This window comes from Aerococcus sp. HMSC23C02 (assembly GCF_001806805.1).
Taxonomy (GTDB): Bacteria; Bacillota; Bacilli; order Lactobacillales; family Aerococcaceae; genus Aerococcus; species Aerococcus sanguinicola.
In genome coordinates this window covers 17571-31263 of record NZ_KV786045.1, presented here as the reverse complement: position 1 = coordinate 31263, position 13693 = coordinate 17571, and the positions used below count along the sequence as shown (strand labels likewise).

Annotated in this window: 16 protein-coding genes; 3 read left to right on the top strand and 13 right to left on the bottom strand. The window is 47.9% G+C overall.

What is annotated here, in order from left to right; translation table 11 throughout:
- Positions 1-122 precede the first annotated feature (122 nt).
- The 6 genes from der to HMPREF3090_RS09845 all read right to left on the bottom strand — a co-directional run bounded on the left by der (position 123) and on the right by HMPREF3090_RS09845 (position 7255).
- Entirely contained in the window at positions 123-1433 is a 1311-nt protein-coding gene (gene der, locus HMPREF3090_RS05770) for a ribosome biogenesis GTPase Der (RefSeq protein WP_067971901.1), read from the bottom strand.
- A gap of 377 nt (positions 1434-1810) precedes the next feature.
- Entirely contained in the window at positions 1811-3055 is a 1245-nt protein-coding gene (rpsA, locus tag HMPREF3090_RS05765) for a 30S ribosomal protein S1 (RefSeq protein WP_230080847.1), read from the bottom strand.
- A 147-nt stretch (positions 3056-3202) separates the two neighbouring features.
- Positions 3203-3901: a (d)CMP kinase gene (cmk, locus tag HMPREF3090_RS05760; protein ID WP_067976485.1), complete on the bottom strand. Its 699-nt coding sequence runs from the start codon at positions 3899-3901 to the stop codon at positions 3203-3205.
- 20 nt (positions 3902-3921) lie between these two features.
- Positions 3922-4710: a LysM peptidoglycan-binding domain-containing protein gene (locus tag HMPREF3090_RS05755; RefSeq protein WP_070486145.1), complete on the bottom strand. Its 789-nt coding sequence runs from the start codon at positions 4708-4710 to the stop codon at positions 3922-3924.
- Between the two features lie 75 nt (positions 4711-4785).
- Positions 4786-6255: a RecQ family ATP-dependent DNA helicase gene (locus HMPREF3090_RS05750; RefSeq protein ID WP_067971909.1), complete on the bottom strand. Its 1470-nt coding sequence runs from the start codon at positions 6253-6255 to the stop codon at positions 4786-4788.
- Positions 6248-7255 carry a YpbB family protein gene (locus tag HMPREF3090_RS09845; protein ID WP_067971911.1) on the bottom strand — a complete coding sequence of 336 codons (1008 nt, stop codon included), beginning with the start codon at positions 7253-7255 and terminating at the stop codon, positions 6248-6250. The genes HMPREF3090_RS05750 and HMPREF3090_RS09845 overlap by 8 nt, the downstream gene beginning before the upstream one ends.
- A gap of 28 nt (positions 7256-7283) precedes the next feature.
- Here HMPREF3090_RS09845 and HMPREF3090_RS05740 point away from each other — a divergent pair, with 28 nt between their 5' ends.
- The gene (locus HMPREF3090_RS05740; RefSeq protein WP_070486149.1) at positions 7284-7496 is read left to right on the top strand and encodes a ferredoxin; all 213 of its coding nucleotides are present in this window, start codon (positions 7284-7286) and stop codon (positions 7494-7496) included.
- Between the two features lie 177 nt (positions 7497-7673).
- On the opposite strand, the gene HMPREF3090_RS05735 is transcribed toward HMPREF3090_RS05740, so the two are convergent.
- The 6 genes from HMPREF3090_RS05735 to HMPREF3090_RS05710 form a co-directional block, all read right to left on the bottom strand.
- Complete coding sequence (locus HMPREF3090_RS05735) at positions 7674-8252, bottom strand: ECF transporter S component (RefSeq protein ID WP_230080880.1); 579 nt, start codon at positions 8250-8252, stop codon at positions 7674-7676.
- A 2-nt stretch (positions 8253-8254) separates the two neighbouring features.
- Positions 8255-8986 carry a pseudouridine synthase gene (locus HMPREF3090_RS05730; RefSeq protein ID WP_067971914.1) on the bottom strand — a complete coding sequence of 244 codons (732 nt, stop codon included), beginning with the start codon at positions 8984-8986 and terminating at the stop codon, positions 8255-8257.
- A 22-nt stretch (positions 8987-9008) separates the two neighbouring features.
- Positions 9009-9596 (bottom strand): SMC-Scp complex subunit ScpB, encoded by a 588-nt coding sequence (scpB, locus tag HMPREF3090_RS05725; RefSeq protein ID WP_067971916.1) that lies wholly within the window; start codon positions 9594-9596, stop codon positions 9009-9011.
- Entirely contained in the window at positions 9593-10360 is a 768-nt protein-coding gene (locus tag HMPREF3090_RS05720) for a segregation and condensation protein A (protein ID WP_070486144.1), read from the bottom strand. The genes scpB and HMPREF3090_RS05720 overlap by 4 nt, the downstream gene beginning before the upstream one ends.
- Positions 10360-10725, bottom strand: a complete 366-nt coding sequence (locus HMPREF3090_RS05715) for a hypothetical protein (RefSeq protein WP_168140260.1) — start codon at positions 10723-10725, stop codon at positions 10360-10362. The genes HMPREF3090_RS05720 and HMPREF3090_RS05715 overlap by 1 nt, the downstream gene beginning before the upstream one ends.
- Before the next feature lie 112 nt (positions 10726-10837).
- Complete coding sequence (locus tag HMPREF3090_RS05710) at positions 10838-11668, bottom strand: glycosyltransferase family 8 protein (RefSeq protein WP_070486143.1); 831 nt, start codon at positions 11666-11668, stop codon at positions 10838-10840.
- Between the two features lie 86 nt (positions 11669-11754).
- Between HMPREF3090_RS05710 and HMPREF3090_RS05705 the strand changes: the two genes are divergently transcribed.
- Positions 11755-12045, top strand: coding sequence for a chorismate mutase (locus tag HMPREF3090_RS05705; protein ID WP_067971929.1), 291 nt, complete (start codon positions 11755-11757; stop codon positions 12043-12045).
- On the opposite strand, the gene HMPREF3090_RS05700 is transcribed toward HMPREF3090_RS05705, so the two are convergent.
- Positions 12029-12760: an NAD-dependent protein deacylase gene (locus tag HMPREF3090_RS05700; RefSeq protein ID WP_083272400.1), complete on the bottom strand. Its 732-nt coding sequence runs from the start codon at positions 12758-12760 to the stop codon at positions 12029-12031. The two genes, HMPREF3090_RS05705 and HMPREF3090_RS05700, sit on opposite strands and share 17 nt — an antisense overlap.
- Positions 12761-12905: 145 nt before the next feature.
- Here HMPREF3090_RS05700 and HMPREF3090_RS05695 point away from each other — a divergent pair, with 145 nt between their 5' ends.
- Positions 12906-13685 (top strand): FxLYD domain-containing protein, encoded by a 780-nt coding sequence (locus HMPREF3090_RS05695; RefSeq protein WP_067971936.1) that lies wholly within the window; start codon positions 12906-12908, stop codon positions 13683-13685.
- Positions 13686-13693 lie beyond the last annotated feature (8 nt).

The following is a 13693-nucleotide window of genomic DNA, read 5'->3' as shown; positions in this document are numbered from 1 at the left end:
TGTTTATTGAAAAACATTTTTAGGATTTCTCTATCTACTTAGATAATCCATTCTAAGGATACCACAGAAGCCTTGCCACTACAATGTTTTTCTAGGTAAATTAGATAAAGTTTATGTCTCTTTTACTTTCTTTCACGGGTAATTAATTTGATCGGTGTCCCCTCAAAATCGAAGGATTCTCGGATTTGATTCACGAGGAAGCGTTCATAGGAGAAGTGCATCAGATCAACATCATTAACGAAAGCAACAAAGCAAGGAGGAGCTGTAGCCACCTGGGTCAGGTAATAGACTCTCAACTTGCGTCCCTTGTCTGAAGGCGCTGGGTTAATGGTAATGGCCCGATTTAAGACATCATTGAGAAGTGAGGACTGGATCCGACGTTGGTGGTTCTCATGAACGTGCTTAATCAGTTCCGGTAATTGGTGGAGGCGTTGCTTGGTCTTAGCTGAAACAAAGACAATCGGTGCATAGTCGATGAATTGGAAGTGGGCACGGATGTCGGCTTCGAATTCTTTCAACGTGTGATTATCCTTCTTCAGAGCATCCCACTTGTTGACAACGATGATCAAGCCACGTCCCGCTTCATGGGCATAGCCCGCAATATTCTTATCCTGGTCGCGGATTCCCTCTTCAGCATTCAAAACGAGGAGGGCCACATCGGCTTCTTCAATGGCGCGCATCGAACGAAGGACCGAATATTTTTCCGTTTTTTCGTAGACCTTCCCCCGCTTGCGCAAGCCAGCTGTATCGATAATCCGGTACTTCTGCTTGTCCACCGTGAACTGGGTGTGAACGGCATCGCGGGTCGTTCCAGCAACATTGGAGACAATGACCCGCTCTTCCCCGAGCATGGCGTTCACAATCGAGGACTTGCCCACATTTGGCCGTCCAATCACTGCAAAGGAAATGGTATCATCCACAGGGCCCTGGTCTGGTTCTTGGGGGCTGAGCTTCAATGCGGTCTCCAAGAGCTCACCCAAGCCCAAACCGTGGGCACCTGAAATTGGCACAGGATCGCCTAAACCTAGGGAATAGAAGTCATAGATATTCGCCCGTTGTTCCGCATTGTCCACCTTATTGACTGCCAAGATAACGGGCTTATTGGTCCGGTAGAGCAATTGGGCAATCATTTCATCGGTATCGGTCACGCCATCGCGGACATTGGTCAGCATGACAATCACGTCTGCTTCTTCCATAGCAATCTCTGCCTGGGCGCGAATCTTGTCCTGGAAAGATTCATTGGAGAAGTCAATCCCACCGGTATCAATAATATTCAAGCGTCGGCCCAGCCACTCCGCATGGGCATAGATCCGGTCGCGGGTGACGCCAGGCGTATCTTCCACAATGGAGATTCGATCCCCCGCCAAGCGGTTAAAAATGGTTGACTTGCCAACATTAGGCCGCCCCACAATCGCAATGGTTAAATTAGCCATTTAAAAACCTCCTTTAAATGATTCTCTATTTTTTTAATTTAGATGATGAGTAATTATCTAAGTCATGATTACCCTATCAGCTAGTTTTGAGCAGTAGTGAAGCTTTGAATTTGATCGTTAGCCATGAAATAGCAAGCGATGTGAATTACGTATAGTAGGCGTCAGCCGTACTATACGTTTGAAGCTCGCTAGGCAAGAGACCTTGGCTCGAGCCGATGCCATGGCTCTATAACGATCAAATTCAAAAGCGCAACGCATGCTCATCAACACAATTTAGAACAGAATCCTTTAAACAACTTTCTTTCTGATAAAAAAATAAAGGCCGGCAAAATAAAGTATTTTGCTCAAGCCTCTATTTTCAACTCATTATCTTTAGATTAGTCTTCGTCGCTAAGGTCTAATCCTTTTAATTGGTCGCCTAATAAGTCGCCAAAAGTAAAGCCTGTATCTTCTTCAGCTGCTTGGTTTTGACGTGCAGCTTGGCCACGGTTATTCTTACGTGCTGGACGAGATTTCTTAGCACGTGGTTTGTGGTCACGGTCAGCGCCTTCTTCTTTAGCAGGTGCTTCTTCTAAGGCTTTGATACTTAATGATAAGCGGTTTTCTTCTGGGTTCACATCAAGCACTTTAACTTGTACTTCTTGACCTTCTGATAATTTATCAGCTGGTGTATTCACATGCTCATGCGCAATTTGTGAAATGTGAACTAAACCTTCAACGCCTGGGAATACTTCAACGAAGGCACCAAAGTCCACAAGACGGCGTACAATACCATCTAATACGGCTCCCTTAGGCGCTTTTTCTTCGATATCTTCCCATGGTCCAGGAACTAATTCCTTGATTGAAAGTGAAATACGACCGCGGTCTTCATCAACAGATAAGATCTTCACGTCTACTTCTTCGCCAACAGTTAAAACATCTGAAGGATGCTTCACGTGGTGGTGAGCAATTTGTGAAATGTGAACTAAACCGTCAATGCCGCCTAAGTCGATAAAGGCACCGAAGTTAGCTAAGCGAGCAACTGTACCAGTAACAGTTTGACCAGCTTCGAATTGCTCTAATTTTTCAGCACGTTCAGCAGCAGCCTTTTCAGCAGCAATTTCTTTGTGGGATAGGATCAAGCGGTTTTCAGCTGGATCGATTTCCACAATTTTAACTTCTAATTCTTTATCTTTATAAGGAGTGAAATCCTTAACAAAGTGATCTTCTACCATTGAAGCAGGAATGAAACCACGAACGCCAGCGTCAACAACTAAACCACCCTTAACCACTTTCTTAACGGGAACAGTGATTGTTTCGTCGTTTTCAGCTTTTTCTTCAAGTTCTTTCCAGATCTTCTTAGCTTCAACGCGACGACGTGAAAGTAAGAAAGAACCGTTTTCTTTTTCTTTGATTTGTTTAACAACAACCAATTCAATGACGTCGCCAACTTTAACTACGTCTTCAACATTGTCGATTGGTGTTGATGAGATTTCACGGAATGGCACAACGCCTTCAACGCCGGCGCCTTCGATCCCTACGATTAATTGGTTGTTTTCATCGATGGTTAAAACTTCACCATTAACAGTGTCGCCAATTTTAACGTCCAAGGTTTGATCAAGGACATCTTCCATTGATGGCATTGCCTCTGTTTCTTCTACTTCATGATTTTGTGCTTCAAATTCGTTTGACATATATTGTATCCTCTCCTAAAGTACTAGCCACCAGTCAAGAGACCAGTGTTACAACGTTGATTTTACCATGTTTGCCTTAATAAAACAAGCGATCCACTAAATATTTTCAGCTTTCTCACGCTTTTTTTCGTCGATAATGGTAATTAAGCGGTCTTGGACCTCTTCAATGGTCAATTCTGAACTGTCGACATGGACCGCATCAGGAGCTGGCCGCAGGGGGCTTTCCTCCCGGTTCATGTCATAATGGTCCCGCTGGCGGATTTCTTCTTCAATTTCTTCCAGGCTTTGGTCAGAATACTGGTGGTCCTGGTTCTCAAGATAGCGACGCTTGGCTCGCTCATGAACGGAAGCGATCAAGTAAATCTTAACTTGGGCCTGGGGCAGGACCACTGTCCCGATGTCCCGGCCATCCATGACGATTCCCTCCGCACGCCTAGCAATCTCTTGCTGGCGCTTAACTAATTCCTGGCGAACCAAGGGAATGGCTGCATAATAAGAGACCAGGTTAGATACCTGGTCCTCACGAATCGCCCGCGTCACCTCTTCGCCGTTCAGATAGACCAACTGGCCCTGCTCTGAAGCTTGAAAGGAAATCTCAATTCCTGCCAAGAGTTTTTTCAAACCCTCTTCGTCTTCGGGTCCAATCCCAGCCCGGCTAGCGGCTAAACTTAGACAGCGGTACATGGCCCCAGTATCTAAGTAAATATAGCCATAGTGTTGGGCCAGGCGTTTAGCCAAGGTCGACTTGCCCGAAGAAGCTGGTCCGTCAATCGCAATTTGGAAATTTTGAGTCAATTCAGGCGCTCCTTTCCGCATTACTGTACCCTAAGGACGGTACCTGGGGCAATGTTCGAATTTGCACTCAGGCCATTCGCTTGGAGTAATTGGTCCAAGGTCATGCCATGGTTAACAGCAATCCGGTAGAGGTTGTCCCCTGCTTGCACGGTATAGGTACCAGAAGTCCCAGCAGTATTTTGCCCTTGTTGGTTCTGTTGGGCATTAGCCGAAGACTGGGCCAAGGAAGCACGTTCGGAAGCTTGGGCAGCTTGTTGTTGCTGAGCTGCGATGCTAGCTGAAGCTGCTGCTGACTGACTAGCTTGGTTAGCGCTCTCCGCTTGTTCTGAGGAAGCGATAGAGGCTGACTTCTTGTCGGCTTCTTCTTTAGCCTTGGACTCTGAAGCCTTCTTCCGGCTCTCTTCCTCAGCCTTGCTGGCGGAAACATTCTGGGTCTTGGACACCATGACTTGGTCCGTCGATTGCGATTCCACGGTTTTCTTCTGGTTAGCGGTATAAACCGTAATGATCAAAGGCACAATCACCATCACTAAGAGGATGAAGGTCAAAACTTTAGCAAAGGGTGAGATCTTCTCATCATGGCCCTTGGGATTGCGGGCTGAGCGGGAATATTGGCGCTTCTTCAGGTTCTCGTACTCACCAAAATTCTGGTCGGCCTCATCAGTGAATTCACTCGTTTCAGGGTCATCACCTAGGTCTTCGTAGTCATAGTCATCGACTTCATCATAAGCGTCGTAGTCGAAGTCCTCCTGGTCCAAATCATCTGAAGGGCGCTTTCTAAACTGATTAAACTTATCGCGTAAGCTCATAACGGGTCAATCCTTTCCAATTCATTTAAAAAAATTGTATCACTTTATAGTTGAAAAGTCATTTAAATTCCTCGGTCACTTGCGGTTAAATAGTTGGTCCAAACGTTCTTGCCAGTTCGGACGCCCCGCCTTTTTGGCAGCCTGTCCAGACGTCAAGTAAGCCTGCCAGGGGGCCAAAGATTCAAAGTTAGGCTGGCAGCGGCTACAACAAAAAGCAGGTTTTTCTCCCTCTTCCTCACTTTGGAAATAGTCCAGAAGCCCTTGTCTCAAACAAGTCTCCCCTTCAACTAGGGCCAGTAGATGGTCTAGGGCTGCCTGGTTCTTCTTGATATAAGCCTGATAGTGAGCCTTAGCCTGGTCAAAATCATTAAAATGAAAACGGTAAAAGTCAAGCCGGGCGCTGACGCCCTGGTCAAGCCCGTGGGAAAGCTGGGAAATTTGGCGGTCAGTCAACTTAAAGCTATGAGCTAACAAAGCTAAAAAGTTGTCTGCCTCTTCTTCTGGGTGTTGCCTAAAGTAAAGCATGCGTCGCTTCTCTTCCTGGTCCACTAAGATCAAGTGGTAGGCCTGCTTGCGGTCGCGACCGGCGCGGCCGCTCTCCTGACTCAATTCATTCAAAGAAAAAGGCAAGTGGTAGTGGATAACAAAGCGCAAGTCTGCCTGGTTAATCCCCATTCCGAAGGCTGACGTGGCAAAAATCACATCCAAGCTATGGTTCAGAAATTGTTCCTGGATGGCAAAACGTTGGCTATCCGGAAGGTCAGCATGGTAGGCTGCCACATTCAGACCCTGGGCCCGAAAAGTCTGACTCAGTGCTTCGAGTTCGGCTTTTTGGTGGACGTAGACGATTCCCGGTTTGGGTAAGTGGCTCAATTTTTGACCGAGAAATTCAAACTTATCTGCCGCATCCAAGAGCTCACAATCGTAGAAGATATTGGGGCGGTCCAGCGGGAGTTTCACCGTCTTGACTCGCTCTTCAGGGTCAAAGAGATAGGACTGAATGGTCCCAAGTTCAGCCGGGCTCGCCGTTGCGGTCAGAGCTAGGGTTAGGGGGCGGCCCAGGTCTTGGCGGAGGGCTTTGAGCTGGGAATATTCGGGCCGAAAGTCTACCCCCCATTGAAGGATACAATGGGCCTCATCCACCACAAAGAGATCAATCGCTAATTGCCGGAGCCGGTCTTTGACCCGGCCTTGTTGGATCATCTCTGGCGATAAGAAGAGAAAACGATAGTCCCCCAGCTGGGTCAAGGCCTGGTTGAAGGCTTGGGGACTAAGCGCACTATTTAAGGCCATGGCTCCTTTAAAACCGCCGAGCTGGAGCTGGGCCAATTGGTCTTGCATCAAGGCAATCAAAGGAGACACAATGACCGTTAGTCCAGACTTGCCCTGAGCAAAGAGTTGGTAGATCAAGGACTTTCCGCCCCCAGTTGGCATCAAGGCCATGACCTGCTTACCAGTTTCCAAGGCCTCCAAGGCTTCTAACTGACCGGGTTTAAAGGTATCCAAGCCAAAATAAGTCTGTAATTCCTGCTTAAAATCACGCACGAGCGAAGTTCCCCCCTTCTGCTTCAAGATTAGCAATCTGCCAGACCCGGTAGAGCCAAAATGCTTGGTCCCCATACTGGTCTTGGAAAGTTGCAAAGTCTTCTGGGGCTTTTTCCGCATAGAAGCTTTCAGGGCCTTTCCCCAGAGCTCGGCCCAGCTCGGGCAAGAAGCGGTCACAGTCAAAGATAGCCACTTCAATCAGATGATCGGCCAGTGTCGAGGCTTTGAGTCCCCTCCTGGCCTGGACTTCCGCTAGGCTAGCTCCCTGATCCAAGCCCTTCAAGGTCAGATCAGCAGAAGGCTTCCAGGCGGGGAAGCGTCGGTCGAGTCCTTTTTTGAAATAAATGAGATAAGGACACCCCTCTGCTGATTCAAGGGCCTGGTCTAAACGCCCTAAAACAAATTGTCGGGCCAAGCTAAATGCCTGACCCTGCAGTAGATCTAACCAGTCCTCAGCCGCCAAAGCGGGGAGGTCGTGTCCTGAAAATTGACTGAGCAAGAAATCGGCCTGGTCCTGAGGCCAGTCTTCTAAAAGCCGTGCCCATTCCTGGTAAAATGAGGCAGTAAAGGCCTCCCGTCCCTGAATCCTTAGCTGGCTAAAATAGGCTTTCACAAATTGCTGAACTTCCCAGTCTTGGGTCACCGTCACATAGCGCTTTTGTCCATAAGCTAGCTGGGAGGCAGCTTGGACGAGGAGCAAGTAGGCCTCATAGCGCTTCTGCCGGCTTTGGGGGAAGACCATGCCCTGGCGGTAATCAAGCAGGGCTGCCAAGAAAGAAAGCTTTGTGTTAGAATAATCCTGACGGCTCGCTTGCTGGGCTAAGACCTGACCCCAGTCAGACTTCTTGAGCTGGGGGAAGAGGCCAAAATAAGCCTCCAATTGATGCTTTTTCGCAAAGTAGAGGGTCGATGGCGTCCGCTTGCCAATCAACACTTGGTAGGTCGAATTCGGCGTCAGGCCCTGACAGCTAGTGATAACTTTGACAAGAATTTCGTTCACGCGACTCCCTCCAGAAAGGTGATTGATGATGCAAGGACAAATTATTCCTGAAGCCTGCATTGCCTGCGGGATTTGCCAGCTCAAAGCCGAGCAAATCTTCGACTATGACGATGAAGGCATCGCTTACTTCAAAAACGCAGACCAGGCTTACCGAGCCCAGATTCCAGACGACCAAGTCGAGGCCTTCCGCCAGGCCCTCACCCACTGTCCGACAGGCGCTATCCAGCGGGTCAAAAATTAAGAAAAAGCTTTCCGTTATTGGACCTTTCAGTCCCATTATAACGGAAAGCTTTTTCTTTGTCTGCCTTCTTCCTCTTTCATACTTAAGTGAGCATTCCTTACACTTGCCTTTGATCGTTAAAGAGCCATGGCACCGGCTCGAGCCAAGGACTCTCGCCTTAAATTAAAAAAATTAAATCTATAACCACCGATCCAAAATCGGTAGGAGGCGTCTGAGGAAGAAGTGGGCGACGATAGATACCAAGATCCCCTTGACGAGGTTAAAGGGCACAATGCCCATGAGTAGGTATTGGACCATGTCATTAATCGGGAAATTCATCACTGCCGAATAGAAGGGCGCTAGCACGAAGTAGTTCAAGGCAACCATCACTAGGGTCAGCGATAGGGTCGCCGAGCCATAAGTTAAGAGGAGTCTCGACCAAGCCAGCTGGCGGTCCTTAGCCTTGATAGTTCCTAAGTGGCCCCGCAGGAAATAGTAAATCGGCAAGATATAGGCCAGGCTGGCTAAGAAGCTGGCCAAGTCGCCAATCGGATAACCCGCATCCCCACCAGTTTGGATATAGTGAAGCAGGGTCCGGATCAAGGCCGCTAGAGCACCGGACAGGGGGCCATAGAGGAAGGTCGTTAATAAAAGCGGGATATCTGAGAAGTCAATCTTTAAGAAAGGCAAGGCGAAAAGAATGGGAAAAGCAAAGAACATTAAAAGATAAGCCAAGGCTCCCATAATCGCTATAAACATTAATCTTTTAGCCTTCACAACTACTTCTCCTTTCCATCTTCTGCCAAGTCTTTGAGCTGTTGGACCTCAAAGGGCAAGAGGACACGAGATTGACCGGGCCGCAGATCATCCAGGTAGATATTCCCATAGAATTCACGGCGCAATTTTTGCACAGAATGACCGATGGCGTCGAACATCTTACGGACTTGGCGGTTGCGGCCTTCGTGGATGACCAGTTCAACCACGGCATAGTCCTTGGCTTCTTCCGTCTTAATCATGCGTGCCTTGGCTGGGGCCGTCTTCTTGCGATCAATAATAACCCCCTTCTCCAAACGGCGGAGGTCGTCGCGGTTCGGAATGCCGTTGACCTTGGCGATATAACCCTTAGCCACCTCGTGACTGGGGTGCATGAGGAGATTAGCAAATTCCCCGTCATTGGTCAAAAGCAAGAGCCCACTCGTATTATAGTCCAAGCGGCCAATCGGATAAATCCGCTCTTCCACATCTGGGAAATAGTCGGTCACACAGGGGCGCCCACGGTCATCTTCCACTGCTGAAATGACGCCTGTTGGCTTATTCAGGACAAAATACTTGGGTTCTTCCTTGTAGATTGGAACTTCATCCACTTCCACCCGGTCGTGGCGACTCACCTTGGTCCCCAATTCCACCACCGTCTCGCCATTGACCTTCACCCGGCCAGCTGTAATTAACTTTTCCGCTTGTCGGCGTGAAGCCACGCCTGCATGTGCAATGACTTTCTGTAATCTTTCCATAGCTCAATCTCCTTTAAGCAAATTATATCTCCATACTGTTGTCAGCGAGCTCTCCTGCATCAAATAAAGCCGTCTGTTCAGCCTCCTCTGTTTCCTCCGTCTTGAGCCTAGTGAGATCCGGTAGTTCATCTAAGGAAGACAGGCCAAAATATTGGTAGAAGTAATCGCTCACTCCATAGATGATGGGCCGGCCAGGACCTTCTTTACGGCCTTGTTCTTCAATCAGGTCATGCTGGAGGAGTTTCTGAATCATGGCTGAGGACTGAACCCCTCGGATATCATCGATCTCCATCCGCGTGATAGGGGCCTGGTAAGCAATGATGGCCAAAGTTTCCAGGGCTGCTTGCGATAGCTTGACCGAGAAAGGCGACAGAGCATAAGACTTGACCACATCCGCTAGCTCCGACTTGGTGACGAGCTGGATGCGCTGGTTGACCCAAGATAGCTTCAAAGCCGACTGCCGGTCCGCCTGGTATTTCTCAGCCAATTTCAAAAGGGCATAGCGGGTCTGGTCGATGGACAAGTCGAGCAATTGAGCCAATTCTTCTAGGTCCAAGCCTTGGTCGCCGGCAACAAATAATAAACTTTCAATGGCCTGCATGGCTCTCATTCCCCCACCTCATTTCGTTTGATCTCAATATCGGTCTGGCCCAAAGTCTGGGCAAAGGACAAGTCCGCAGCTTTGACCAGTTGTAAGAGGGCCAAGAAGAGTGTCACGATCCGTTCGCGGGTCAGCGGGCCATCCACGATCAAGTCATAAAAAGAAATTACCCGACCATGAGGACAAGCTTGGAGCAGGTCATCCATGGCTTCCTGGACAGAATAAGTCTCTGCTTGCACCTGGCGTTCCAAAGGGGCCTGACTCTTCAAGCGACGCATCATTTTACGCAAGGCTGCTAGTAAGTCATCTTGGTCGAAAGCCCCTTTTGCTAAGGGGACCTTGGTCTGATAGGCGGATAGGTCGCTAGCTGCCTTGGGATACTCCAATTGCCGGGCCTCCTGCTTCTCTTCCAAGAGCTTGCTCACATTCTGGTATTGCTGGTAGGTCAGCAATTGCTGGACCAGGTCTTCGCGGGGATCTTCTTCCTCTTCTGTCGCTTCTTTCTTGGGCTTGGGCAGCATCATCTTCGACTTAATTTCAATCAGGCTCGCCGCCATAACCAAGTACTCACTGGCCAAGTCCAGTTCCAATTCCTTCATAGCCTCCAAGTAGGCCAAATACTGCTCTGTAACCAAGACAATGGGAATATCAAAGATATCCACTTCAAGGGTCTTAATCAAGTGCAAAAGCAGGTCCAAGGGCCCTTCAAAACTAGCTAAATCCAGCCTCAAAGCAGAGGCTGGATAGTCTTCAAGCTGCTTATTTTCTTCCATTAAAGGTCTGACACTTCCTCTGCTGAATGCTTGCCTTTAGCCTGGCGCATCTCAAGATTCCATTTCTTGAAAAAATCCGACATCTCAATTGAAGCTGAGAAATTACGCTGGGGAAAAAGCTCACTGAGTTCCGTTATCATCTGCGAAACCAAGCCTTCGCCCCTAAAAGAAGGCGTCACCGCCACATAGCGCAGAATAATGCTTTGGCTATCCAAGTCTTCATCAAAAGCAATCAAGGCATGGTAGTTATCGGATGCTTGGTCCCTGTAGAGGTATAAGGACCGGTAGCCGGATTCGATTTTGGCAATTTCATTACTCATCTCCTCATAGTCCTTAAAACGCGGAATATAAGAGAGTAAACCCATCGCTACTTTTTTATACTTTGGAATATATGGTGTTAGCATATGTTATCTCCCAATCTAAAAGTCAAAATTTAATTAACGAAACTCTAACATATTATCACAGATCTTGCAATTCTTACAAGCTTTCTTGGCTTAAGTGGCGGTGCATCCGCTGCCAATAGTGCTGGTAGAGAAGAGCAAATTTATCGCTTGCATGGGCCTCCCAGGGCTTGCGCTTGCCACAGAAATGCAAGAGAGCCGTATGGGCAATCACCCACTGGTCATCCCATGCCCCCGCTGAAATCAGTTCATAGGTCTTCTGATAGCGCATGTCGTAATTATAAATTTGGTCGGGCAAGGCATAGACCTGGTGGCCATAGAGGGCATTGAGGACATCCTGGTCCGGTAAAAAGAGCTGGTAGTAATGGGAAGCAATGTAGCGGTAAATGTCATCCGCACGCACCTGGGCTCGGAGTGCCGGCAAATTCATCAAGAGCACCCCTGAATTGTAGTAAGAGCCCCCATCCTCTCGCTGTAAACGAAGCCGGTTAAAGTCATCCGAGAGCCTGGTGAGACGGGAATGGCTGGCCGCTGCGTATAAATGGTCAGCTAGGTCTAAGTGGTAGAGCTCTGACAAGTCATTGATGCAGAGGATATCCGCATCCAGGTAGAGGATCCGATCTAAATGGTCCGGTAAGAAGTCTTGGGCCAGAAGCCGGTAGTAAATAGTTTCCGGATAGCGTTTAGAAACAGGGGCCTGGCTAAAGTCGGCCTCCTCCATATTGATCAAGTGGAGGTCGATGGCAAAGTTAGCCGTCAGACTTTGGATAGCTTCTTTCCCCGCTAAGGCTCCCTTGGTCAAAATATAGACGGCCTCGACCGCTTCCTTGCTGTTCTCTGCCACCGAAGTAAGGGTGGTCAACATTTGATCGACAAAGCGATGGTCAATAGCAAATAATAAATTCATCATTACCTTTCTAGTTCTGCTAATTGTCAGAACTCAAAATTTTATCTATAATAAGTAAAATGCAGTAAATCATAAGGAGTGAAAGCATGTCCCTAGATCAAGAAAGAAAGAAAATTAACCAGATTGACCAGCAAATTGTTGCCCTCTATGAAGACCGGCTTAAAGTCAGTGAAGAAATTGCCCGACTCAAAGCCGCTCAAGGGGCGGCTATCTTCGTGGCTGACCGAGAACAGGCCGTGATCGACAATGTTCAAAAAGGCTTAAAGAATCCAGCCAATGCTGATAGTGTCCAAAAACTCTACCAGGAAATCATGCGCCTATCCCGCGAACGCCAGCAAGAAATTCTTGCCAACGACCAAACTAATCCAGAGCACTAAAGACTCGGCCCACCCGGTCTTGAAAGACAATGAGTGATTGCTTCTGAGCCACTTGGAGGGGGCTTTTGTTAATTAAGACCAGGTCTTTGCCGCCGTAATAATTAATCAAGCCCGCTGCCGGATAAACGACCAGGGAAGTCCCAGCAATAATCAGCAAATCCGCCTCTTGCAAGGCCTGGACAGCGGCTTGAAGGACAGAGGCATCTAAACCCTCTTCATAGAGCACGATATCTGGCCGCACGATGCCCTGGTCTTTTTCGCAGCGAGGAATCCCGTCTCGGTCCTGACGCAAGTCTTCATAGGCATAAGCCTGGCCACAGTCCATACAGTAATTGCGCCAAACGGACCCATGTAATTCAAACACCCGCTGGCTACCAGCCTTCTGGTGGAGACCATCAATGTTTTGAGTGATGACCGTCACTTCCTTCCCTCGAGCCTCCAAGTCCGCCAGATAGCGGTGGACCGGATTGGGCTCAGCCTCAGGGAAGACCAAGTGTTCGAAATAAAAAGCAAAAAATTCTTCTGGATGGGCCATAAAGTAATGGTGGGAAATCACCTCTTCGGCCGGAATCTGTGCCCCTTGGTCCTTGCTGTAGAGCCCTTCAGAGGAGCGAAAATCAGGGATACCACTTTCAGTTGACACCCCTGCCCCACCGAAAAAGACCAGATGTTGACTCTTGTCAATTAATGCTTGCAATTGATCTATTTTTTCCATAATACCACCCTTTCTCAGTTCATCGATTCAAGCTCTGCTTCTATTTTAACAGAGCTTGGGAAAAAGCAGAAATTTAAAGGAAAATATTAACCCTTTATTGCATTTTCTGTTAATATAATACATAAAGAAGTGGAGGTTATTCCTAATGCGTAAATTCTTATCCATCATCGGCTTGGCCTTGTTTATTTTCTTAGGCGGCTGTTCCCAAGTCCAAAAGACGGACGACGCCTTCTTCGCCGACCTGGCCTCAACCTGGCAGGATCGGACGGAAACTATGAAGAAAGTGGAAAAGGAAAATGATATCACCAAGTCCTTCAAGGCAATCTTTGAAACGGAGTTAAAGGGACTAGAGAAGTATGAAAATGCTGATTTCGAAGATCCTGAACTCGGTCAAACGGTTCAAAATTACCTCAAAGAAGTTAGAGCCTGTCTTGAAGCCCTAGACACGGACCAATTGGGCTATGACGACCTTGAAAACTATCTTAACCACTATGACAAGCGGGTGGGCTATCTCAAGGAGCTCTCCAAAGACAAGCGTTATGTCCTACCTGAGGGGTCGGAAGATGACCTGGCCTTAGACCGTGAACAGATTAAAAAAGACAAGGCTAAGGCTGAGGAGCGAACCGATATCCTGAAGAAATTCCAAGAAGACCTCAATAAACTGAGCTTCCAAGGTAGCAAGGATGCTAATGGCCAAACCAATATCAGCGGTCAATTATCCAATACTACAGGAGCGGACTTAGCCAACTTCACCATCACCATCAAGTTCCTCGATAAGGATGGCAATGAAGTAGACAAGCAAAGCGAAAAAATTGACGTCCTGAAAAATGGCGAAACGAAAGATCTGACATATTCCACTGACAAAGACTTTGCCAGTGTTGCTCCAGACCTTAACTTAGATAATCTGGAAATTAATAAGCCCTAGGGCAAATA

Bases quoted from the DNA above. Each gene is read 5' to 3' on its own strand.
- rpsA (WP_230080847.1), bottom strand. From the start codon at position 3,055: ATGCCATCAATGGAAGATGTCCTTGATCAAACCTTGGACGTTAAAATT.
- HMPREF3090_RS05740 (WP_070486149.1), top strand. From the start codon at position 7,284: ATGCAAGGACAAATTATTCCTGAAGCCTGCATTGCCTGCGGGATTTGC.
- HMPREF3090_RS05730 (WP_067971914.1), bottom strand. From the start codon at position 8,986: ATGGAAAGATTACAGAAAGTCATTGCACATGCAGGCGTGGCTTCACGC.
- der (WP_067971901.1), bottom strand. From the start codon at position 1,433: ATGGCTAATTTAACCATTGCGATTGTGGGGCGGCCTAATGTTGGCAAG.
- HMPREF3090_RS05710 (WP_070486143.1), bottom strand. From the start codon at position 11,668: ATGAATTTATTATTTGCTATTGACCATCGCTTTGTCGATCAAATGTTG.
- HMPREF3090_RS05700 (WP_083272400.1), bottom strand. From the start codon at position 12,760: ATGGAAAAAATAGATCAATTGCAAGCATTAATTGACAAGAGTCAACAT.
- HMPREF3090_RS05695 (WP_067971936.1), top strand. From the start codon at position 12,906: ATGCGTAAATTCTTATCCATCATCGGCTTGGCCTTGTTTATTTTCTTA.
- HMPREF3090_RS05715 (WP_168140260.1), bottom strand. From the start codon at position 10,725: ATGGGTTTACTCTCTTATATTCCGCGTTTTAAGGACTATGAGGAGATG.
- HMPREF3090_RS05720 (WP_070486144.1), bottom strand. From the start codon at position 10,360: ATGGAAGAAAATAAGCAGCTTGAAGACTATCCAGCCTCTGCTTTGAGG.
- scpB (WP_067971916.1), bottom strand. From the start codon at position 9,596: ATGAGAGCCATGCAGGCCATTGAAAGTTTATTATTTGTTGCCGGCGAC.
- HMPREF3090_RS05705 (WP_067971929.1), top strand. From the start codon at position 11,755: ATGTCCCTAGATCAAGAAAGAAAGAAAATTAACCAGATTGACCAGCAA.
- HMPREF3090_RS05755 (WP_070486145.1), bottom strand. From the start codon at position 4,710: ATGAGCTTACGCGATAAGTTTAATCAGTTTAGAAAGCGCCCTTCAGAT.